The 21,716-nt window shown below is 58.2% G+C and carries 24 protein-coding genes; 11 read left to right on the top strand and 13 right to left on the bottom strand.

Annotation, left to right across the window (positions count from 1 at the left end; translation table 11 throughout):
* Positions 1-6: 6 nt before the first annotated feature.
* The 7 genes from FOM92_RS16180 to FOM92_RS01975 all read right to left on the bottom strand — a co-directional run bounded on the left by FOM92_RS16180 (position 7) and on the right by FOM92_RS01975 (position 5,993).
* Positions 7-228: a twin-arginine translocase TatA/TatE family subunit gene (locus tag FOM92_RS16180; protein ID WP_143775103.1), complete on the bottom strand. Its 222-nt coding sequence runs from the start codon at positions 226-228 to the stop codon at positions 7-9.
* A gap of 68 nt (positions 229-296) precedes the next feature.
* Positions 297-902, bottom strand: a complete 606-nt coding sequence (gene scpB, locus FOM92_RS02000) for an SMC-Scp complex subunit ScpB (protein ID WP_143775102.1) — start codon at positions 900-902, stop codon at positions 297-299.
* Entirely contained in the window at positions 899-1,678 is a 780-nt protein-coding gene (locus FOM92_RS01995) for a segregation and condensation protein A (RefSeq protein WP_143775101.1), read from the bottom strand. The genes scpB and FOM92_RS01995 overlap by 4 nt, the downstream gene beginning before the upstream one ends.
* Positions 1,675-2,724 carry a beta-N-acetylhexosaminidase gene (gene nagZ, locus FOM92_RS01990; protein WP_143775100.1) on the bottom strand — a complete coding sequence of 350 codons (1,050 nt, stop codon included), beginning with the start codon at positions 2,722-2,724 and terminating at the stop codon, positions 1,675-1,677. Before nagZ ends, FOM92_RS01995 begins: the two co-directional genes overlap by 4 nt.
* Before the next feature lie 155 nt (positions 2,725-2,879).
* Positions 2,880-3,569: an SPOR domain-containing protein gene (locus FOM92_RS01985; RefSeq protein ID WP_143775099.1), complete on the bottom strand. Its 690-nt coding sequence runs from the start codon at positions 3,567-3,569 to the stop codon at positions 2,880-2,882.
* Positions 3,570-3,594: 25 nt separating this feature from the next.
* Positions 3,595-5,316 (bottom strand): arginine--tRNA ligase, encoded by a 1,722-nt coding sequence (gene argS, locus FOM92_RS01980; RefSeq protein WP_143775098.1) that lies wholly within the window; start codon positions 5,314-5,316, stop codon positions 3,595-3,597.
* Positions 5,317-5,342: 26 nt separating this feature from the next.
* On the bottom strand, positions 5,343-5,993 hold the full coding sequence (locus FOM92_RS01975; RefSeq protein WP_143775097.1) for a hypothetical protein: 651 nt from the start codon (positions 5,991-5,993) through the stop codon (positions 5,343-5,345).
* A 135-nt stretch (positions 5,994-6,128) separates the two neighbouring features.
* On the opposite strand from FOM92_RS01975, the gene ispH reads away from it, so the two are divergent.
* The 3 genes from ispH to rnhA are packed head-to-tail and all read left to right on the top strand — an operon-like array spanning position 6,129 to position 8,515.
* Positions 6,129-7,094 carry a 4-hydroxy-3-methylbut-2-enyl diphosphate reductase gene (ispH, locus tag FOM92_RS01970; protein ID WP_143775096.1) on the top strand — a complete coding sequence of 322 codons (966 nt, stop codon included), beginning with the start codon at positions 6,129-6,131 and terminating at the stop codon, positions 7,092-7,094.
* A gap of 1 nt (position 7,095) precedes the next feature.
* Positions 7,096-8,088 (top strand): homoserine kinase, encoded by a 993-nt coding sequence (thrB, locus tag FOM92_RS01965; protein WP_143775095.1) that lies wholly within the window; start codon positions 7,096-7,098, stop codon positions 8,086-8,088.
* Complete coding sequence (gene rnhA / locus FOM92_RS01960) at positions 8,075-8,515, top strand: ribonuclease HI (protein WP_143775094.1); 441 nt, start codon at positions 8,075-8,077, stop codon at positions 8,513-8,515. Before thrB ends, rnhA begins: the two co-directional genes overlap by 14 nt.
* A 3-nt stretch (positions 8,516-8,518) precedes the next feature.
* Here the strand turns inward: rnhA and FOM92_RS01955 are convergent, their stop codons facing one another.
* The 3 genes from FOM92_RS01955 to FOM92_RS01945 all read right to left on the bottom strand — a co-directional run bounded on the left by FOM92_RS01955 (position 8,519) and on the right by FOM92_RS01945 (position 10,890).
* The gene (locus tag FOM92_RS01955) at positions 8,519-8,695 is read right to left on the bottom strand and encodes a YegP family protein (RefSeq protein WP_143775093.1); all 177 of its coding nucleotides are present in this window, start codon (positions 8,693-8,695) and stop codon (positions 8,519-8,521) included.
* A gap of 132 nt (positions 8,696-8,827) precedes the next feature.
* Entirely contained in the window at positions 8,828-9,937 is a 1,110-nt protein-coding gene (locus tag FOM92_RS01950; protein WP_143775092.1) for an NAD(P)/FAD-dependent oxidoreductase, read from the bottom strand.
* The gene (locus FOM92_RS01945; protein ID WP_143775091.1) at positions 9,934-10,890 is read right to left on the bottom strand and encodes an alpha/beta fold hydrolase; all 957 of its coding nucleotides are present in this window, start codon (positions 10,888-10,890) and stop codon (positions 9,934-9,936) included. Before FOM92_RS01945 ends, FOM92_RS01950 begins: the two co-directional genes overlap by 4 nt.
* Positions 10,891-10,912: 22 nt before the next feature.
* On the opposite strand from FOM92_RS01945, the gene FOM92_RS01940 reads away from it, so the two are divergent.
* From FOM92_RS01940 to FOM92_RS01910, 7 genes are all read left to right on the top strand, one after another.
* The gene (locus FOM92_RS01940; protein ID WP_143775090.1) at positions 10,913-11,404 is read left to right on the top strand and encodes an A24 family peptidase; all 492 of its coding nucleotides are present in this window, start codon (positions 10,913-10,915) and stop codon (positions 11,402-11,404) included.
* A gap of 44 nt (positions 11,405-11,448) precedes the next feature.
* Positions 11,449-12,498 carry a Flp pilus assembly protein CpaB gene (gene cpaB / locus FOM92_RS01935; protein ID WP_143775089.1) on the top strand — a complete coding sequence of 350 codons (1,050 nt, stop codon included), beginning with the start codon at positions 11,449-11,451 and terminating at the stop codon, positions 12,496-12,498.
* Position 12,499: 1 nt separating this feature from the next.
* Positions 12,500-14,002 (top strand): type II and III secretion system protein family protein, encoded by a 1,503-nt coding sequence (locus FOM92_RS01930; protein WP_143775088.1) that lies wholly within the window; start codon positions 12,500-12,502, stop codon positions 14,000-14,002.
* Between the two features lie 21 nt (positions 14,003-14,023).
* On the top strand, positions 14,024-14,629 hold the full coding sequence (locus FOM92_RS01925; protein WP_143775087.1) for a CpaD family pilus assembly protein: 606 nt from the start codon (positions 14,024-14,026) through the stop codon (positions 14,627-14,629).
* Complete coding sequence (locus tag FOM92_RS01920; RefSeq protein WP_143775086.1) at positions 14,629-15,885, top strand: CpaE/TadZ family protein; 1,257 nt, start codon at positions 14,629-14,631, stop codon at positions 15,883-15,885. The genes FOM92_RS01925 and FOM92_RS01920 overlap by 1 nt, the downstream gene beginning before the upstream one ends.
* A 66-nt stretch (positions 15,886-15,951) precedes the next feature.
* The gene (locus FOM92_RS01915) at positions 15,952-16,917 is read left to right on the top strand and encodes a type II secretion system F family protein (protein ID WP_143775085.1); all 966 of its coding nucleotides are present in this window, start codon (positions 15,952-15,954) and stop codon (positions 16,915-16,917) included.
* Between the two features lie 21 nt (positions 16,918-16,938).
* A complete protein-coding gene (locus FOM92_RS01910) occupies positions 16,939-17,934 on the top strand; it encodes a type II secretion system F family protein (protein WP_143775084.1) in 996 nt (331 codons plus the stop codon).
* 58 nt (positions 17,935-17,992) lie between these two features.
* On the opposite strand, the gene FOM92_RS01905 is transcribed toward FOM92_RS01910, so the two are convergent.
* Positions 17,993-19,000: a fumarylacetoacetate hydrolase family protein gene (locus FOM92_RS01905; protein ID WP_143775083.1), complete on the bottom strand. Its 1,008-nt coding sequence runs from the start codon at positions 18,998-19,000 to the stop codon at positions 17,993-17,995.
* A 113-nt stretch (positions 19,001-19,113) separates the two neighbouring features.
* Here FOM92_RS01905 and FOM92_RS01900 point away from each other — a divergent pair, with 113 nt between their 5' ends.
* On the top strand, positions 19,114-20,043 hold the full coding sequence (locus FOM92_RS01900) for a C13 family peptidase (protein ID WP_143775082.1): 930 nt from the start codon (positions 19,114-19,116) through the stop codon (positions 20,041-20,043).
* A gap of 1 nt (position 20,044) precedes the next feature.
* On the opposite strand, the gene FOM92_RS01895 is transcribed toward FOM92_RS01900, so the two are convergent.
* Positions 20,045-20,593: a VOC family protein gene (locus FOM92_RS01895; protein ID WP_143775081.1), complete on the bottom strand. Its 549-nt coding sequence runs from the start codon at positions 20,591-20,593 to the stop codon at positions 20,045-20,047.
* On the bottom strand, positions 20,590-21,684 hold the full coding sequence (gene hppD / locus FOM92_RS01890) for a 4-hydroxyphenylpyruvate dioxygenase (RefSeq protein WP_143775080.1): 1,095 nt from the start codon (positions 21,682-21,684) through the stop codon (positions 20,590-20,592). The genes FOM92_RS01895 and hppD overlap by 4 nt, the downstream gene beginning before the upstream one ends.
* Positions 21,685-21,716 lie beyond the last annotated feature (32 nt).

Raw genomic sequence — 21,716 nt, 5'->3', positions numbered from 1 at the left:
TCTGCCTTAGCCTTGAGTCTTGTCGGTCTGCTTTTCTGCGTCGATGACGGTCGTCGCACCAATTTGCGGCGGGGCTTTCGGCGCGTCGTCGTCTTCGCTCATGCCTTTTTTGAAGCTTTTAATGCCCTTGGCCACATCGCCCATCATGTCGGAGAAGCGGCCTTTGCCGAACAAAAGCAACACCAATATTCCGACAATCAGCCAATGCCAGATGCTCAATCCACCCATTTCATACTCCTAACGGGGATATCCCCGGCAAAGGCAACATCGGTTGCCGTTCATTACCCCTATAGCATCTAGTCATTGTCTTCGCCAATTTCCAGTTCGCCGTCGCTTTCTTCGCCGAATTGCATATCGCCCAGCGCCATATCGATCGGGTCAAGCAATCCTGCTGCCTTCAAATCGTCAATACCGGGCAAATCTTTTCGGGATGTTAATCCGAAATGCGTGAGAAAACCGGGCGTCGTGGCGTATATCAGCGGCCTGCCCGGCACTTCGCGCCGGCCTGCGGGCCGGACCCACCCTGCTTCCATGAGCACGTCCAAAGTGCCTTTGGAAATTTGTACGCCGCGAATTGCCTCAATCTCCGCGCGGCTGACCGGTTCATGATAGGCAATGATCGCCAGCGTTTCCACTGCCGCACGGCTCAGCTTTCGTGTTTCCTCCCGTTCACGGCGCAACAGATGGGCCAGATCGGCCGCCGTCTGGAAATGCCAGCTGCTTCCGCGCCGGACCAGCTCGATCCCCCGGCCTTCATAATGTTCGGCCAGCCGCGACAGCGCAGAGGCAACGTCGACTTCATCGCCCACATAGGCGCGGATCTGGTCGGTCGTCATGGGCTGTTCCGCCGCAAAGAGCGTGGCTTCGACAGCCCGGAGTTCGGGATCATGCTCGATCATCATGCTTTCATCCTGACCATCAGGGGGGCAAATGTGCTTTCCTGCTGCAAGTCGATCCGCCCTCGTTTCGCCAGTTCCAGCGCCGCAACAAAGCTGGACGCCAAAGCGGATTTCCGCAAACCCGGTTCCATATAGTCGGGCAGGAATGATTCAATCGTGGTCCAGTCGACGGCCCGGCCGATCATTGCGGAAACCCGTTCCAGAGCCTCCTCCAATGTCATGACCGCGCGTTTTTTGACGACGTGCAACACCGGCTGCGTGCGGGCCTTGATCTGCCCATAGGCCGTAATCAGTTCGAAATAGTCGCAATCCCACGCACGCGCTTTCACCACGCGCAGGCCTTCGGGTGCGCCGCGCAGAAAGACATCGCGCCCGATGCGGTCACGCGCCATCAGCCGCGCCCCGCTTTCCCGCATGGCATTCAGCCTCTCCAGTCGGAGCTGCAGACGGAGCGCCAGTTCTTCCGGCGACGGGTCAATGGTCGGGTCTTTCGGCAGCAGCAGGGCCGATTTCAGATAGGCAAGCCAGGCGGCCATGACGAGATAGTCAGCAGCCAGTTCCAGTTTCAGCGATCGTGCCTGTTCAATGAACAGAAGATATTGTTCGACCAGAGCGAGAATGGAGATTGCCCGCAAATCAACTTTCTGGTTGCGCGCCAGCGTCAGCAACAAGTCGAGCGGACCTTCCCACCCGTCAATATCGATGGTCAGCACATCGGCTGAATTTTCATCCTCTTCGCGAAGGACCACATCCTCTTCAAAAAGGTTTTCGTCGCTCATGCCGCGCCCGTCGCGCCATGGGTCAGTTTGGCTTCGGTATTCGTCAGCGCCAGCAACTGGCTGCGTTTGTGCAAGAGATGCGCGAGGCGGTCGGCATCAAAGTCCAGCGATGCGCCTGTCATTGCGCTATCCAGACGCGCCCGTGCGGCATCTGTGATTTCGGGCAATTTGTCGGCGATTGCCACCATTTCGTCAAAGCGCCCCCAGCAGTTGAGCGCAAGGTCAAGTCCGGCGGCGACACATTGCGCGGCGCGGGTCGGAACATCGCCCGTCAGCGCATTCATATCGAGATCGTCGCTCATCAACAAACCGTCAAACCCGATTTTGCCGCGAATGATGTGCTCGATAACATAAGGCGACATGGTGGCCGTATGTTCGGAATCCCAGACATCGTAGACAACATGCCCCGTCATGCCCATCGGCGCTGTGTTCAAGGCCCGGAACGGCTCCAGATCCTGCTCCAGTTCCTCTTCGCTGGCGCCAACATGCGGCAGGTCGTGGTGCGTATCGACCACGGATCTCCCCTGCCCGGGCATATGCTTTACGACGCCGATGACACCGCCCGCGGCAAGGCCGTCCAAAATCGCGCGTCCCAGTGCCGCGACACGCATGGGATCGCTGCCCAACGCCCGGTCGCCAATGGCGGAATGGGTGTCGGGCACCCGGACATCGAGAACCGGCAAACAATCCACATTGATGCCGACTTCCGCTAATGTCAGCGCAATGGCCTCCGCATTGCTTTTGGCAGCCTCGATCGCCGTTATCGGCGCGACGTCGTACAGTGCATCAAAGGCGCCGCCTGCCGGAAAATCGGGCCAGACGGGCGGACGGATCCGGGCAACCCGGCCACCTTCCTGGTCAATTAGGATCGGGACTTTATCGTGACCATGCAAAGCGCGCAGGCTGTCGGTCAAGGCGCGGACCTGCTGCCGATCTTCAATATTGCGTTTGAACAAAATGTAGCCCGCCGGTTCAACATCGCGGAACAGGCGCTTTTCATCATCGGTGAGTGTCAGGCCGGACAGGCCAAAAATCACAGGCTTCATGCGCCGGAACGCTAAGGCCCATATGTCGCTGGCGCAAGCTGCGAACGATTTTTATCGCCTGCAAAACTGTGCATAACCGGCGACCTATCGCAAAAATAAAAGCCGCAGCGGATATCTCCGCTGCGGCTTCTCCCCCTCCAGAGAAGTTTATCGGCTTAACGCACGATCAGGCAGTTTTCACCGGCCGCCTTCAATTTGGCGCAGAGTTGCTGCGCAGCGGCGGCATTGGCGGTGACCGCCTGCAAACGGAATACTTTACGGCCACCTTCAACATTGGCTTCGGCTATCCGGCGGTTTGTACCGGCGAGGAAACCGAAACGTTTGCCAAATGCTGCCCAGGCGGCTTCTGCCTTTGCCGAATCCCCGAATGCACCGAGTTGCACCATTACTGCGCCTGCTGGCGGCGCGGCATTGGGTGCAGCCTTGGTCGCGGCGGGTGCAGCCGCAGGTGCAGGCGGAGTGGCGGTTGCTACGGCAGGCTTTGCGGCTGGCGCAATGGTGGCACCGGTCTTGGTCCCTTCGCTTGCGGCGAAGGCCGAGTCACCCTCCCCTTCAAAGGTCTTGCCACCGGCATCTTCCGGCTTGACCTTATAATCGCCTTCCTGTGCGGCGATCAGTTCGCCATTTCCGGTTTTTCCACCGTCCTGCTTGTGCTGGGCCCAGTAGATGCCGCCGACAATCGCGGCCAGCAATATCAGCCCGCCCAGCACCATTCCGGCGACTTTCAGGGGCGAAGCCCCTTCTTCATAGTCGTAGCCATCTGCCGTTTCCAACCACGGCAAACGATCGGGGTCTTCCAACCCTAGCGCCTCATCATTCCGATTGTCGTTGGTCTCATCGCTCATGCCAAATCCCCAAAATCCACTAACGCTACATGCTATTTGCGGCTTCTACCCCCATGAGACGAAGCCCATTGCGGATAACTTGCCCGATATTGGCCGCCAAGAAAAGCCTTGCGCCCGTCAGGGCCGGATTATGTGCCAATATGAAGCGTTTGTCAGGCTGGTCATTGCCCAGATTCCAATAGGCATGGAATGCCGCCGCAAGATCGCTGAGGTAAAAGGCGATGCGATGTGGCTCGCTCGCCTTACCTGCGGACTCCACAATCCGCGGGAAATTGGCCGCTTCGCGGATCAGGGCGATTTCCGCATCGCCCAGCAGGCTGAGCTGTGTCGCGTCGAGACCCAGTCCCTCCCCTTCGGCCTTGCGCAAGGTCGACTGGATGCGGGCATGGGCATATTGGACGTAGAATACGGGATTGTCTTTCGACGCCTCGACCACCTTGGCAAAGTCGAAATCCATTTGCGCATCGGACTTGCGGGTCAGCATCGTGAAGCGCACCACATCCTTGCCGACTTCCTCGATCATGTCGGCCAGCGTCACGAAACTGCCGGAGCGTTTGGACATTTTGATGGGTTCACCGCCACGCAGCAAGCGGACCATCTGAACCAGCTTAATGTCGAACTGGACCTTTCCACCGGTCAGGGCGTTGACGGCAGCCTTGATGCGTTTGACCGTACCTGCATGATCGGCGCCCCAGATATCGACCATGGCATCGACATTCTGGCTCTTTTGATAATGGTAGGCGAGGTCGGCACCGAAATAGGTCCAGCTTCCATTGGATTTCTTGATCGGCCGATCCTGGTCATCGCCAAATTGCGTCGACCGGAAAAGCGGCAGCGTTACAGGCTCCCAATCCTCGATTTCCTTGCCCTTGGGCTTTTCGAGTTCGCCGTCATAGATCAACCCGCGCGCGCGCAATTCGGCCTCGGCTGCCTCGGCTTTGCCAGCCTCGTGCAGTTCGGCTTCGGACGAGAACAGGTCATGATGAATGCCGAGCAATGCCAGATCGGCCTTGATCATCTCCATCATGTCGGCAACGGCGGCCTTACGGAACAGAACGAGCCATTCGCTTTCCGGCGCGGCGACATAGCGGTCGCCATAATGTTCGGCGAGCCGCTGGCCCACGGGGATCAGATAGTCTCCGGGATATAGACCTTCGGGAATTTCGATGCTTTCGCCCAGCGCTTCGCGGTAGCGCAGATGCGCGGACCGGGCGAGCGTATCGACCTGTCCGCCCGCGTCATTGATATAATATTCGCGGATAACCTTATATCCCGAAAATTCCAGCAGTGACGCCAAGGCGTCACCCACGACCGCACCACGGCAATGGCCCATATGCATGGGGCCTGTGGGATTGGCGGAGACATATTCGATATTGACGACCTTGCCCGCGCCGCTTGCCGAACGGCCATAATCGTCGCCCGACTGGCCAATGGCGCGCAGCTCGTCCAGCCATGCCGTTGCATGCAACCGGAGATTCAGGAAGCCGGGGCCGGCGATTTCGACGGCTGTCACATTGTCGATTTTGGCGAGTTCCGCCGACAGCGCCTCGGCAAGGGCCCGCGGATTTGTGCCGGCTGCTTTGGCAAGGACCATGGCGGCATTGGTCGACAGATCGCCATGCGCGGCATCGCGTGGCGGCTCCACCGTCACATTGCTGCGATCCAGACCGGCGGGCAAGGTTCCCGCTGCCACCAGCGCGTCGAGCGCATGGTCAACATGCGCGGCGAAAGTTTCAAAAAGGGTCATAAGCTGTGCCTTTGACGGAGCGCCTGTCAGCGCGTGACGTTGTAGCGCAGTTGCTCTTCGGTCAGTTGGAAACCAATCAGCATTTCAAAGCTGGACCGAACCACAGCGGCCCGAACCTCGGGATCAGCCATGGGATCGAGCGCGGCGTCAGGGTCGCCCGGCTTGCGCTTTTTCGTGATTTTCTGGACGATTTCGGCCGGTAAGCGTGCGGAGTTTCCGTCGACATAGCTTGCCGCCTGCGCGGTCGCACTTGCCTTGGGCTGGCCATCGGCAAATTGCAGCGTCACCTGCCCTACGCGCTTGGCGATAACGGCGCTGCCGCCCTGTACCACGGTTGTGAAATAGGGAAGTGTTACCGTTCGCGCGCCACGGACATCATTTCGTCGGGCCTGGACGTCGAAACTGGCCTGCGAATAGATTTTCTCGCCACCGCTGTTGCAGGTGGGACGGACATTTGTGATCGTCGCGACAACGTCGATCGCGTTGGCATCCTGGCTTCCCGCCGTGTTGAACAGCGTGATGTCGCCCGTTCCATCCGGAACGGCCACTGTCGGACAGCCTGTTCGCGTGACACTGATTCCGACGCCGGAGGTCAGATCCAACTCCCCGTCTCTGGAACATCCGGCAAGGGATGCCACGATCGTGCCCGCAACTAGGACTTTGGCGACAAATTTCATACAGGGTTATCCTCAGGATTCTTATTTGGTTTCGCCTAAGCGCGTTTCTGAAAGGTCCTTATCCGCCCATAGCGGGACACGCAACAGGGGAAAGGTCTTGGCGGAAGCGTCGACTTTACCTAAAGGACATTGCCGATGACTGAACAAAACCCCGCCAAACGCCCGTTGAAGCTCCTCCTCGCCGCTCCGCGCGGTTTTTGCGCAGGGGTCGACCGCGCCATCAAAATTGTGGAGCTCGCGTTGGAAAAGCATGGCGCTCCGGTTTATGTGCGCCATGAGATTGTGCACAATCGCTTTGTCGTCGACAGTCTGAAGGCCAAGGGCGCTGTCTTTGTGGACGAGCTTGATCAGGTGCCCGACGGCGGTCATGTCGTTTTTTCCGCCCATGGCGTGCCGAAATCGGTCCCTCAAAATGCGCAGGAACGCGGGCTTGCCTATCTTGATGCAACCTGCCCGCTCGTATCCAAAGTCCACCGCCAGGCCGAACGCCAGGTGGAGGCCGGACGCCACATCATCTTCATCGGCCATGCCGGCCATCCCGAGGTGATCGGCACGTTCGGCCAGGTGCCTGCGGGTTCCATGTCGCTTGTCGAAACGGTGGAAGACGTCGCGAACCTCGCCATCGCGAATGAAGACAATCTGTCTTTCCTGACGCAGACAACCTTGTCGGTCGACGACACTGCGGAAATTGTCGAAGCTCTGCAGCGGCGTTTCCCCTCGATTATCGGCCCCAAAGGCGAGGATATCTGCTACGCCACGTCCAACCGGCAAAATGCGGTCAAGGCCATTGCCGGCCAGTGCGACCTTGTCATCGTCATCGGCGCGCCGAACAGTTCCAACTCCCTCCGCCTGGTGGAAGTCGCCGAGCGCGCGGGGTCGAAAGCGCATCTGGTCCAGCGCGCCAATGATATCAGCATGAACTGGTTCGACGGTGTGGAAACCCTCGGTTTGACAGCAGGTGCATCGGCACCGGAACTGCTGGTTCGGGAGATCATCGACTCCCTTGCCAACCATTTCGAACTCGACGAACAGCAGGTGACGACCGCCGAAGAAAGCATCATCTTCAAGCTGCCGCGCGAAGTGGCCGGCGCGGTGGCCTGAATTGGCCGTTTACACGCAATTAGGCCCCGAACAGGTTTCAACCTTTCTTGCGCACTATGATGCCGGCGAACTCGTCGCGCTGAAGGGCATTGCGGAGGGCGTCGAGAACAGCAACTATTTCGTCGAGACCACGAAAAGCCGTTTCATCCTGACGCTCTATGAAAACCGGGTGGATCCGGCCGACCTCCCCTTTTTCTACGCGTTGCTGAAGCATCTGCACGAGGCGGGGTGCAAGGTGCCGCGCTTCATACCTGATAAAAAGGGTGAATGGCTGCAGAATCTGGCCGGACGACCGGCTTGCCTGATCGAATTTCTGCAAGGCGTATCGGTGACGCAGCCCACATCGGCACAGGCAAGGGCCACCGGTGTGGCACTGGGGCAGATGCATGCCGCGCTCACCGATTTCGCCCTTCAGCGCCCCAACAGCCTTGGACTATCCTCCTGGCGCAAGCTGGCAGGCCAGTGCACAAACGCCGGTCTGGATGGAATAAAAGACGGTCTGGCCGCGCGGATCGAGGCCGAATGTGACTATCTGGAAAGGCACTGGCCCGAAAACCTGCCGCTGCGCGCGATTCACGCCGATCTGTTCCCGGACAATGTCCTGATGTTGGGAGACCGGGTCACCGGACTGATCGACTTCTATTTCGCCTGCACCGACGCCTTGGGATATGATCTGGCCGTCACCCACAGCGCATGGTGCTTCGCCAGCGACGGAAGCCGTTTTCATCCCGAACTGAGCAGAAATCTTCTTGGCGGATATGATTCGGCGCACGGTATTGATGCCCCCACGCGTGCGGCACTGCCGATCTTTTGCCGGGGTGCCTGCCTGCGCTTTTTACTAACGCGCTGTTACGACTGGATAAACACGCCCGCCAATGCGCTGGTCACCCGGAAAGACCCTCTCGCATTTTTGCGAAGACTGGATTTTTACTGCGATGATGCCAATATTTCTGAACTGATGGGGCAGTTGGGAAACGCATTTGAAGCAGGTTGAAATATTCACCGACGGTGCGTGCAAGGGGAATCCCGGGCCGGGCGGCTGGGGTGCCGTGATCCGTTATGGCAAGCACGAAAAGGAAATTTCGGGCAGCGATCCCGACACGACCAACAACCGGATGGAAATGTGGGCGGCCATTCAGGCGCTCAAAATCCTGATCGAACCGTGCAGCGTTAAACTGCATACCGACAGCAAATATGTCCTCGACGGGATTACCAAGTGGGTGCACGGGTGGCAGCGCAATGGCTGGAAAAACGCATCCAAACAGCCGGTTCGCAATGCCGACCTATGGCATGACTTGATCGAGGCGGTCGCGCGGCACAAGGTTGAATGGGTTTGGGTCAAGGGCCATGATGGCCATCCCGAAAATGAACGCGCGGACCGGCTTGCAAGTGATGCCGCCGACGCCGCCCGCGCGTCCTGAACCTTATTCGGCTTCGCGTATTTCGGCGCCCGGACCGTTTTTCAGGATCGATTCGATCGCCTTTTTGGCGCTGGCTTTGCTCGCATAGCCTTCGGTCCAGAAAATAGCTTCGCTGTTATATTTGAAATAGGCGACATGCTCGCCCTTCTTGTTCTTCTTGATCTCGAAATAATGTGCCATGAAATCCTCCTCTTACCGGGCCGTTGAGGCCATGCGGGTCACTTACCCGGGGACGAATTTAGCATAAGGGCCAAAGGCCGTCGAATCCGGGCGGCGCCAACCTTAGCCCGCGCCCATCGGTTGCCAAGTAAATCAGTGTAAACGGGCAGGAAGATAGGCGGTGCCGTCGACACCCGCCGGCGGATCAATCCTGCCGGACAGCATGGAAGCTGCCAGCCGGGCGGCAGCAGGTGCCGTCTGGATGCCAAAACCGCCCTGCCCTGCCAGCCAGAAGAATGACGGATTTGCAGGATCGGGACCGATAACCGGCTTTCGGTCAGGGGCAAAGCTACGCAAGCCTGCCCATTTATGTTCGACACGGCGAATGTCCCAGTCCACCACCTCCTGCAACCGGGCGATGGCCACGGCGACATCCAGTTCCTCCGGTGCCGTGTCGCACGGCGGTGTCGGCGTTTCGTCATGCGGGCTGAGCCACAATGTCCCGCCACTGTCCGGTTTGAAATAGAAGCTACCATCCAAACCGATGACCAGCGGCAGATTGGCCGGTGCCGACGGGCTGACCGAAAGCTGGGCAATCGTCCGGCGGTAGGGCTGGATCGCAAGCGGCCTGATGTGGGCAAGCCGGGCCACATCGTCGGCCCATGCACCGGCCGCATTGACGATGATGTCCGCCGTAAAGGTCCCGCCCATCGCCGCCAGAACCCAATGTCCCGCATTCCATTGCGCCGACTGCAACCGTGCGTTGCAATGCAGGACAACATTCTGCCGCCTTGCCTGCCGCAGATATGCCCCATGCAAGGCGCCAACATCAATATCGCAGCAATCCGGCTCCCACAGACCTGACGTCCAGGCAGGCAGCAACCCCGGCACATGGGTTTCGATACCCCCGCGATCCAGCCGCTCGAACCGGACACCGCTATCGGCAAAATCCGCCAGCAGGGCGTCTGCCCGTATATGGTCGGCGTCGGTACCGATATGGAGCGCGCCGCGCGGATTCATCAACGGGCCATCATGGAAGTCGATTGGGGGATTTGCGAGAAATGGTCCGGATGCCGTGGTCAACGGCTGGACAGCAGGTCCGCCATAGCTTTCATCCCAAAAGGCGGCGGAGCGACCCGTCGAGTGATATCCCGGATGGGCCTCTGCCTCGAGAAGCAAAACCGACTTGTGCGCCGAAATCTCGGCAGCAAGACTGGCGCCAGCTATGCCTGCGCCGATAATGGCAATATCGAAATCGCTCATTTTGCCGGTGCGTGGGTATCCAGAAAGGCATCAATACGCGCTAGACACTGGTCACGGACCGCGTCCACCTCGCGCAGCAGTTCATGCGCGGCCTCTTTCCCGAATATCAGCGTTTCGGCATGCGGCAACCGCTTGCTGTCCTTGATAATCCGGGGCGTATTGACCAGTTGATCCGCCGTTGTCGCAAGCAACAGAACCGGCGTCTGGACTTGTTCAAGCAAGCCCGGGCGGTCGAGCATCCGGATTGAATCGATCGCCCGCTCGATCCAGTGCCAGCTCGGCGGACCCAGCTTGACCTCGGGTCGCAAAGCCCACCATGCCAGTTCATCTTCGTAGCGATCCCTGTCTCCTGTCAGGATTTTGCCGCGATCATGCATGGGCGACAGCGGCTTTTCGCTGACTTTCCATGCAGGCAGTTCGGATCTGCCGATATTGCACATTAACTTGGCAAAGGCGTGATTGAGGGCAAGCGGCAATCCACCTGTCTGTATGCCGAGCATCGGCGCGCTCATCGCCACGGCATCCGGATCCATGGCCTTTTCAACCAGCGCACGCATCGCCAGATGCCCTCCCATGCTGTGCGCCAGCACCACATGGGGCCCGGGTGTTTCGGCTTTCCAGCGTGTCCAAAAATAGCGCAGGTCGGCAATCCACGTCGAAAAATCATCGATATGACCGACCTCGGGATCGGCAAGCAGCCGCCCGGAGGCACCCTGGCCGCGCCAATCGATCGATGTTACCCGCCAGCCACGGGCGGCAAAATAGGCAAGCGTCTCGAGATATTTCTCATAATGGTCCCCGCGCCCGGGCAGGAACAGCATTGATCCACGCGGTTCCTGTCCCCCTGCCCAGTCTATCCGGCGGATCGACCAGCCATCTTCGGCGGTCCAGAGGCTTTCGGTAGCATCCGACGGGATTGCGCGTCGGTCTATGTGAATTTTCTGGGCGTGCATGGTTACCTTTTAGCAAGCTTTGATGGTTAATGCTTGGCAAATGAACGGTGAAGCACTCACTTACGCACTAGTTGGGGGATTGGCAATTGCGCTGATTTACTCCATCTATACCGACGTACGATATCGCTTAATTTTCAACAGGGTAACATTGCTTATCGCCTTGGCGGCACCTGCTTATTGGGCTGCAACAGGCGGTTTCAACCTGCCGGAAATTGGCCTCCACCTCCTCACTGCCACGATTGTTTTCATCTTCTTCCTGATTGCCTTCCGTTTTGGGGCGATGGGAGGCGGAGATGTCAAGCTTTTCGCGGCTTTGGCGCTGTGGTGGCACTGGATCGATGTGGTCCGGATGGTTCTCTACGCTTCCATACTGGGAGCCTTGGTAACCATTGTTTTTGTGATGATTCACAAGGCAAAACAACAAGATGGCAAGGCACGCATCCCCTATGGGGTCGCAATCGCCCTTGCCGGCTTATGGATAGCCGGTGAACGGATTTTTAACCATTTTACGTGAAATAGCATTCTTCAATCAGGGGACCTTTCAGGGGACAGTTCGTCATGGATAGGAAAAAAGTCATATTGCTGGTGGCCGCGCTTTTCATAGCAGCCATTACCGCCTTCATGGCGCGCAGCATGTTCACCGGAGCAGCCGCACCGCAAGCGGCAGCAGCCAAACCGGTCGAGACCGGACCCAAGGTCATGGTCGCAACCAGGGCATTGCCGGTCGGCACAATCATCACCGCCGATAGCTTCCGCTATCAGCCATGGCCGAAAGAACTGGTCGAAGACGCCTATTTCATCGAAGGCCCTGGCGGCACCGCCGGTCCCGATGGTGCAACGGCATCGCCCAGTGTGACCCCGGAAGAGCTGGTTGGTACCGTCGTACGTAATGCCATCACAGCTGGCCAGCCCATCACAAAGGGTTCGTTGGTAAAACCGGGCGATCGCGGGTTCCTCGCTGCGGCGCTTGGCCCTGGCATGCGCGCCGTGACCGTTCCTGTATCGGCCCTGACCGGTGTTGCAGGCTTCGTGTTCCCTGGCGACCGCGTTGACCTTGTGCTCACGCAGAATATCGCAGGCCCCGGTGGCCCGCCGCTGAAGGTATCCGAAACCATCCTGCGCAACATGCGCGTTCTTGCCACCGACCAGCGGTCTACAAATGCCGTGGACGCCGAAGGCAAGACGGTCGTGCGCAAATATAAGCTGGTTACGCTGGAAGCGACTCCGTCGATTGCGGAACGCATCACGGTTGCCCAGTCAATCGGTACGATCAGCCTGTCGCTCCGCTCGCTTGCAGACAATGCAGCCGAACTCGAGCAGGCTCTGGCTTCGGGCGAAGTCAACATTCCAGAAGGCGCAACGGCCGAGCAGGAAGCTGCCATCATGAAGAAGCTGGCACAGCGTCCGGTTGCAGGCAAGAGCACCTACACCACAGGTGGCGACGTATCGCGGTTCCAGCGGAGCAGCATCCCTGCCCAAACGCCGCTCGCGATCGCTGCTGAAAATGTTCGCATCCAAAGACAAGTCCAGAAAGTCGTCAGCTCGCAAACCGTGCGCGTGTCACGCGCAGGTGCCGAAACCGTCGTTGACGTAAGCCGGAGACAGTAAGATGAAAACGATATCAAAACTCAAATCCGGCTTTGCAGCCGCTGCGCTGGCCGCAGCCTTGGGAACGACAGCACTTGTTGCCATCCCGACGGTCGCCAATGCGCAATCGGCAAAAGACGCCAAGCTTGTGACCCTTTCAATCGGTCGCGGACAGCAGGTTAATCTGGGCAGCACCATCACAGACGTGGTTGTCGCAAACCCGCAGGTTGCCGATGTCGAAGTCAAGTCGGGCCGCCAGATCTACATCCTTGGTAAGGGCCCTGGCGAAACGAGCATTGTCGCAACCGACGCAGCCGGCCGCACGGTATATTCCGCAACGGTTCGGGTCGGCACCAATCTGGACTCGATTGACCAGATGCTGGCCCTGGCGATGCCGGATGCCGACATCAAGGTTACGACCATGAACGGCATCATCATGCTGACCGGTACGGTCAAGCAGCCGGAAGAAGCATCCGATGCCGCCGATCTTGTCACCGCATTTAGCGGCGGGCAGGCAAAGGTTGTGAACCGCATCAAGACAGCGACGCCTCTGCAGATCAACCTGCAGGTCCGCGTTGCCGAAGTCAGCCGCTCGCTGTCGAAAGAAATTTCAGGCAATTTGCAGGGCGCCAACCGCGGAACGGATAGCGCCGGCCAGCCTTATTTCTTCGGCGTTGGCCGTGGACGTGACTTTACAACAGGCACCACAGTGACCTTCCCGCAAGGATTGACCACTGTTGCCGGCCTTGGAAAACTGTTCGGCGTGGATGTCGAGGCAGCGTTCGACCTGTCGGAACGTGCCGGGTTGGTCTCGACCCTTGCCAATCCGAATTTGACGACCGTGTCCGGTGAAACTGCCGAGTTTCTGGCAGGGGGACGTTTCCCTATCGTGACATCGTCCGATAACGGCGTTTCCGTTCAGTATGAGACCTATGGTGTCAATCTGACCTACACACCGATCGTGCTGGCAGACGGCCGCATTTCGTTGCGTGTCCGTTCCGAAGTATCGGACATCTCGTCGCAGGGCGCAGTTCGCGTCGGTGGTCTGGAAGTTCCGGCAACGACAACACGTATGGCCGAAACGACCGTCGAACTGGGTTCGGGCCAGAGCATGATGATCGCAGGCTTGCTGAGCAACCAGCTCAGCAATTCGGTCGACAAAACGCCCGGCGTTGGTGACATCCCTGTTTTGGGAGCCTTGTTCAAATCCAACGGCTGGCGCCGGAACGAAACCGAACTGATGATCGTGATCACCCCCTATCTGGTGAAACCGGTCTCCGACAGCGAAATCAAATTGCCCACCGATGGCATGCATTCGATCAACGATGCGGAACGGGTCATCATGGGCAAGGTGTTGGACAAGAAAGGCGACCAGAACCGCCCGATGCCGACAATCGCTCCGGCTCCTGCCACCGGTCCTGAAATGGGATCGGTAAGCGAGGCTGCTCCGGTTCTTCCGAAAGACAGCAAGAAAGCAACCGCTCAGGCATCCAATGCGGGCCCGGGCTTCAGCTTCGACAATTGATCCCAGTTCAGGAGACTTAACATGCGTAATTCGAAAATCCTGACCGCCCTGGCCGCCAGCATGACACTGGCCGGCTGTGCTGCGGGTTCAATGGGATCAACAAACACGTCGATGTATTCGGTTCACCAGCCGGTTGTCGAACGGACGAACTTTGCCATCGACCTTAACAGCGACGGCAGCGGCATTTCGACCGTTGAGCAGCAGCGTCTGGGCGAATGGTTCGATGCCTTGCGTCTTGGCTATGGTGACCGCGTTTCGGTCGATTTCGGTTCGTCCTATGCCGACAAGGCGACCACCAACGCCGTGTCGAAGGTAGCTGCAGAGCGTGGCGTTCTGCTGGATGGTCTTGCACCTGTAACCGCCGGCCAGGTTGCGCCGGGCATGGTTCGTGTGGTTGTCACCCGTTCCAAGGCATCGGTGCCTTCATGCCCCGACTGGACCACGGATCACGACCGTAACTACAATGCCAGCAACCACAGCAATCACGGCTGTGCTGTTAACAGCAACCTCGCCGCCATGATCGCCGATCCCGAAGATCTGGTTCGCGGTCAGGAAAACAAGCGGCTTGATTCAAATAGCGGCAAAAAAGCGGTCGATACCTACCGCGCGAAAACCGGAGGCAACTAATGAACGCTCCATGGAAATCCGGCGTTGCCGGCACACGTGACCCGATTAACGCCTATGTCTGCGACGACCTGACGCTCGACGTCATCCGGGGCGTATGCGAGGAAATGGGGTGGAGCCAGGACAAGGCCTATAAAGGCGGTCTGCGTAACGCCATCCAGTCGCTTTCGGTATCGGCAAGCCCGCAAATCCTTCTCGTCGACCTGTCGGAATCGGGCGATCCGATTTCGGACATCAACAGCCTGGCCGAAGTGTGCGAACCGGGCACCATCGTGATCGCTGTAGGTCAGGTGAACGACGTTCGCCTCTACCGCGACCTTCTTATGTCCGGATTGCAGGATTATCTTCTGAAGCCGCTTAGCCCCGACGCCTTGCGCGACGCCTTTGCGAACGCCCAGACGATCCTGAACGCGCCGAAGCATGAGGAACATTCAGCCGATCGTCCGCACATCTCGACCGCCGTCATCGGCACGCGTGGTGGTTGCGGCGCGTCGACCATTGCGTCGTCGCTGGCATGGACATTTTCGCAGACCCAGGGACATCCCACCGGATTTCTCGATCTCGATGTGCATTTCGGCACCGGCGCGCTGGCGATGGACCTCGAACCGGGCCGCGGCCTGACGGACGCCATCGACAATCCCAGCCGTATCGACGGGCTCTTTATCGAGCGCGCGATGATCAAGGCGAACGACAAATTGTCGATCCTGTCGGCCGAAGCCCCGATGAGCAGTCCGGTCCTGACCGACGGCAGTGCGTTTTACCAGCTGCAGGAAGAATTCCGCGCCGCTTTTGAAAACACCGTCATCGATATGCCGCGAAGCATGCTGATCGCCTACCCGCACCTGATGCAGGACGTGAACATGGCGGTCGTTACGACCGAGCTGACACTGGCATCGGCACGCGACACGATCCGCGTACTGGCATGGCTGAAGCAGAATGCGCCGCATTGCAAAACGCTAGTGGTTGCAAACAAGGTTCAGGCGGCTGCGCTCGAAATCAGCCGGAAAGACTTTGAAAGCACGATTGAACGCAAGATCGATCTGGTTTTGCCCGCCGATCCCAAGGCAACGGCGCAAGCCGCCAAGGTGGGTCAGCCGGTGGTCGACGCCGTGCGCGGCAGCAAATTGTCGACCGGCATCGTCAATCTGGCCGACATGATTGCGGGCAGCGCAGCAGAAGCTGCCGAAGCCGCACCCGAAACCGAAAAAGCCAAAAAATCGGTCATGGCGGGCTTCAAGTCGCTGTTGAAAAAGAAATAATCGCTTCGATGGCGGCCGGGTCCACACAGGGTCCGACGCCACCGACCATCACGGACTGAGCGGAAAATGATGCAGAATCTTATACTTGCGACGGGTTTCATGCTGGTTTTGGTCCTGATTGCGCTCGCATTCATGGGTCCCAATGTCGGTAAGGCAACCTCGCGTCGTCTTGGTGCCGTCAAAATGCGTCATTCCGACAGCGCCGATGCGCGCGTCGAACAGCAAATGCGCAAGGCACTTGCCGCGCGTCGCCCGCTGGTGTTTACAGATGGCCGCAGCATAAGCCGCGCCGACCGTCTGCGCCTGCGGCTTGCACAGACCGGTAAGAACTGGACGCTGCAGCAATATCTCATCACGTCCGCAAGCATTGCGTTTCTTGTAATGGCCGCGCTGTGGATCAAGGGCGCACCCATGTATCTGGCGCTGTTCGGCGGCCTGATGCTGGGCGCGGGATTGCCGCACTTCGCCGTCAGCTTCCTGATGGCAAAGCGCATCAAGCTGTTCACCACCAACTTTCCGGACGCCATCGAACTGCTCGTTCGCGGTTTGAAATCCGGTCTTCCGGTCGGTGAAACACTGGGCATGGTCGCAAAGGAAATACCCGGCCCCGTCGGTGAAGAATTCAAAATGGTGACCGAAAAGATACGCATCGGTAAGACGATGGAGGACGCGTTGCAGGAAACGGCGGACCGTATGGGCACGCCCGAATTCCAGTTTTTCGTCATCACCCTGGCCATTCAGCGCGAAACAGGTGGCAACCTGGCGGAAACGCTGGCGAACCTTGCCGACGTGCTGCGCAAGCGCGCCCAGATGAAGCTGAAAATCCGCGCCATGTCATCGGAATCGAAGGCATCGGCATATATCGTCGGTTCCTTGCCTTTCTTCGTGTTCGGCATGGTCTGGTCGGTGAACCAGAAATATCTGGCGGGCTTCTTCTTCGAACCACGGCTGATGATTGCCGGCATGATCGGCATTGTCTGGATGTCGATCGGGGCGTTCATCATGGCCAAAATGGTCAATTTCGAAATCTAAATTTGGGGGCGGGATAGAAAAATGACCAATCCAGGTGGACCTCAACTTTTAGGGATCGATGTCTTGTGGGTCGCGACCATTTTGTCGGCTGTGGCCGCGGTCGCCGTGATCTTTGCAATCTATGCTGCGGTTACCGTTCGTGACCCTATGGCCAAGCGCGTCAAGGCGCTGAGCGAACGCCGCGAGCAATTGAAGGCCGGTATTACCGCCACAACCTCAAAGAAACGCGCCAAGCTTGTCCGCAAAACCGAAACAACGGACAAGATGCGGCAGATGCTGTCGAAACTGCAGGTTCTGCAGGAAGACCAGATCAAGATCGTGCAGCAAAAGCTGGCACAGGCCGGTATCCGCCGCAAGGAACTTGCCGTTACCGTTATCTTCAGCCGTCTGGTTCTGCCTGTCGTGTTCGGCGGTGGCGCTGCGCTGTGGATCTATGGCTTTGGCGGTCTGGAAACATACAGCACGTTCAAGCGCTTTGCCGCCTTCGCCATCATCACCATTTTGGGCTATAAGGCTGCAGACATTTATCTCAGCAACCTGATCCAGAAGCGTACCGACGCCATCCGCAAGGGTCTGCCTGATGCGCTCGACCTGCTCGTGATTTGCGCCGAGGCCGGCCTGACCGTCGACACCTCTTTCAACCGTGTCGCCAAGGAACTGGGTCGTGGCTATCCCGAACTGGGTGACGAGTTCGCGCTGACCGCTATTGAACTCGGCTTCTTAACAGAACGCCGTATGGCCTTCGAAAATCTCGCTTATCGTGTGAACCTCGACTCGATCAAGGGCGTGGTGACCACCATGATCCAGACCGAGAAATATGGTACGCCGCTGGCATCCGCGCTTCGCGTTCTGTCGGCCGAATTCCGGAACGAGCGCATGATGCGTGCAGAAGAAAAGGCCGCTCGCCTTCCCGCGATCATGACCATCCCGCTGATTCTGTTCATTCTGCCGGTATTGTTCATCGTTATTCTCGGACCGGCAGCCTGTTCGATCGGCGATGCCTTCGCGAAGAAATAAGGCGACCCAATTTTCAAGCAAAAGGGGCGGAGAAGAAATTCTCCGCCCCTTTCTGTTTTCAGGCTTTGCGCACTGTCTGTTCAATCGCGCCAAAGATCGAATGGCCCGCATCGTCGCGAACCTCTATCCGGACGATATCGCCATCTTTCAGGAACGGCATTTTCATTTCGCCCTTCAGAATTTTCTCAACCATGCGGACTTCCGCGATGCAGCTATAGCCTAAGCCGCCTTCCGAAATCGGCCGTCCGGGCCCGCCATCGGCATCGCGGTTGGACACCGTGCCGGATCCGATGACCGACCCTGCACCCAGATTGCGGGTTTTTGCCAGATGCGCGATCAGGACACCAAAATCGAAGGTGCAGTCATCCGATGCAATGGCCCGGCCAAAAGGCGCGCCATTCAGGTCAACCATCAACGTCCGGTGCAGCTTTCCGTCTTTCCAGTAATCACCCAGACTATCGGGTGTGACGAAGACGGGCGACAGCGCACTGGCCGGCTTGGACTGGACGAAACCGAATCCTTTTTCCAGTTCGGCGGGTATCAGGTTGCGCAGGCTTACGTCATTCACCAGTCCGACGAGGCGGATGTGCGACAGCGCATCCCGCGCCGACGTTCCGCGCGGCACATCGCCTGTGACGACGACAATCTCGGCCTCCAGATCGCAGCCCCAGGATTCATCGGCGAGCGGAATATCGTCGCGCGCGCCCAGAAACTCGTCCGAGCCGCCCTGATACATTAACGGATCATGCCAGAAACTTGCGGGCAACTCGGCCCCCCGTGCCTTACGGACCAGTTCGACATGATTCACATAAGCCGAACCGTCCGCCCACTGGTACGCGCGGGGAAGCGGCGCGGCGGCATCATGTTCGTGGAACCGTTCCCGCGGGATGGCGGCATGTTCCAAATCGGTCGCCAACGCCTCCAGCCGGGGTGCAATCCGGTCCCAGTCATCCAGTGCCGATTGCAAGGTAGGCGTGATATGACCCGCATCCGCATACCAAGCGAGATCGTTCGACACGACCACAAGTTTTCCGTCACGGCCTGATTTCAGGGATGCAAGTTTCATAGATATCCTCTCTTGTTACATGATATGATGCCTGCACATTCCGGTTGCGGCAACCGTTTGTGTCGTCTTACATTCGGTGCGTGATTGACGATGGCGGGGGAACTGGCGACATCATGCGAAAAAGACTGAAGGCAACGGTGCTGGCGCTCGCCATGATCGTAACGAATCCGGCGACAGGCCAGCAAGGCTTCAATCCGGTTGAGGCCGCCAAAAACGGATGGTCGATGGAGCAGAACCGGAGCGCCAATTGGCACCTTGCCCAGCATAAGCGCCTCGCAACCGCTATTGCCGCGCTTCAGCCCCAGCGGAACGGTGTGATTGATTCCTATGTTGTTACAATCGGGCTCGACTCTGACCCTGTCTTTTCCAAGGAAGCGAGCGAAGCTGCAAAAGTGCTGAGCCGCCGCTATGGCGCCGCGGGGCGCACCATCTATCTCGCCGCGGGCGCCGACGACCAGAGCGTCGGCATACCTCAGGGATCGCCGCCCAATCTGGCGACGGCGCTGGCGGCCGTTGCGTCGAAGATGAACCTCAAAGAAGATGTGCTTGTCCTTTTTACGACGTCTCATGGTGATCCCAATAGCGGGCTTGCCTATCGGGACGGGGAAAAAGGGATCGGAATGATCGCGCCTGTCCGTCTTGCCCGATTGCTGGACGATCTTGGGTTTGAACGCAGGATGATATTGCTGTCGGCCTGCTATTCCGGCGTGTTCCTTCCGCTTTTGACCAACGAAAACTCGGTCATTGTTACCGCCGCGGCATCCAACAGGACTTCGTTCGGATGCGCGCCGGGCAATGACTGGACCTTCTTTGGTGATGCGCTGATCAATAATGGCCTGCGTAAACCGCAGACATTTGAAAATGCGACCGCCGAAGCCGTCAGCCTGATCAGCAGCTGGGAAAGTTCGAAACAACTGGTTCCCTCTCGACCCCAGATTTTCATCGGCGACAAGGCGAATATCTGGCTCGCCCCGTTAGAAGCAAAGATGCCGAAGACCGATACACCGAAGGTAGGCAGACCGGCCATCGAGGCATTCAATTAGTTCACTCGCCTCCGGGTTCGATATGTAACCAGTCGGCGTGTTTTGGCGCTTTCTTGGTCTGGTCCCATTCGTCCAGCATCAAAGGTGCAACACGTTTCAGTTCGGCATATTGTTCATCGGTCCCGATGTCGCAGGCCAGTTCCAGCCGGTGACCATTGGGATCGAAAAAGTAGATGGACCGGAATATGCCGTGATAGGTCGGGCCAAGGACTTCAATGCCTTGTGCTTCGATATGCGCCTTGGCAGCCTTCAGCGTATCGAAATCCGCAACTTTGAAAGCGAGATGCTGAACCCACGCGGGTGTTTTTTCATCGCGCCCCATTTCAGGCTGGTTCGGAAGCTCGAAAAAGGCCAGCACATTCCCGCCCCCGCAATCGAGAAATATATGCATATAGGGGTCGTAAGCCCCTGTTGACGGGACATAATCTTCGGCAAAGGCGTTGGTGTAGGAAAATCCCAAAACCCGTTCATACCATTCCACCGTCTGCTTGGCGTCCTTGCAGCGGTAGGCGACATGGTGGATCCGTTCGGAGGTGAAGGGCACGCTCATGATGCGGCCTCCAGTACGCCGCGCTCGATCTGGTCACGCTCGATACTCTCGAACAGCGCTTTGAAATTTCCTTCGCCAAAGCCTTCATCCCCGCGCCGCTGGATGAACTCGAAAAATACCGGGCCAATCTGGGGTTGGGCAAATATCTGAAGCAACAGGCGGGGTTGGCCACCTTCGGTGGTTCCGTCGAGCAGGATGCCCCGCTTCTGCAGTTCGGCAACAGGCTCACCATGCCCCGGCAGCCTTTCATCCAGCATCTTGTAATAGGTTTCCGGCGGTGCGGTCATGAAAGGCACGCCCAGTTTCTGCAAGTTATCCCAGCACCCGACAAGATCGTCGCAGATAAGGGCAATATGCTGGATACCTTCGCCATTATAGGCGCGCAGATATTCTTCAATCTGCCCGCCTCCGGCCTTTCCTTCTTCGTTCAGCGGGATGCGGATCTTTCCATCCGGTGCGGTCATCGCCCGGCTGGTAAGGCCGGTATATTCGCCCTTGATGTCGAAATAGCGGATTTCGCGGAAGTTGAAGATACGTTCGTACCAGCCCGCCCAATGGGCCATCCGCCCGCCATAGACATTATGTGTGAGGTGGTCGATTTTCTGGAAACCCGCGCCGACGGGATTGCGCACGATGCCGGGAAGATATTCGAAATCAATGTCATAAATCGACAGCGCCTCTGGATTTTCAAGCGTTGCATAGCGGTCGACCAGATAGATGAACGCACCGCCAATTCCCTTGATGGCAGGAATCCGCAGCTCCATGACACCGGTCTTGCTCTCCACAGGTTCCGCACCGCGTTCAATGGCTTCGTGATAGGCCTTGGCCGCGTCCTTCACCCGGAACGCCATGCCACAGGCCGAGGGGCCATGTTCGGCGGCAAAATATGCGGCGGGGCTGCGGGGTTCGTAATTGGCAATCAGGTTGATTTCACCCTGCCGCCACAGATCCACATCCTTGGAACGGTGCGACGCGATATGCGTGAAGCCCATGCTGGCAAATACAGGTTCCAAAATGCCTTTTTCGGGTGCCGCAAATTCGACAAACTCAAAGCCGTCGAGGCCAAGGGGATTTTCAAACAGGTCGGTCATCCGGATACACGCTTTCGTTCAGGGTCAATCGT

It is taken from the genome of Sphingorhabdus contaminans (genome assembly GCF_007280415.1).
Classification (GTDB): Bacteria; Pseudomonadota; Alphaproteobacteria; order Sphingomonadales; family Sphingomonadaceae; genus Sphingorhabdus_B; species Sphingorhabdus_B contaminans.
The sequence above is the reverse complement of the archived record's forward strand: the minus strand, read 5'-3'. Positions and strand labels throughout refer to the sequence as shown.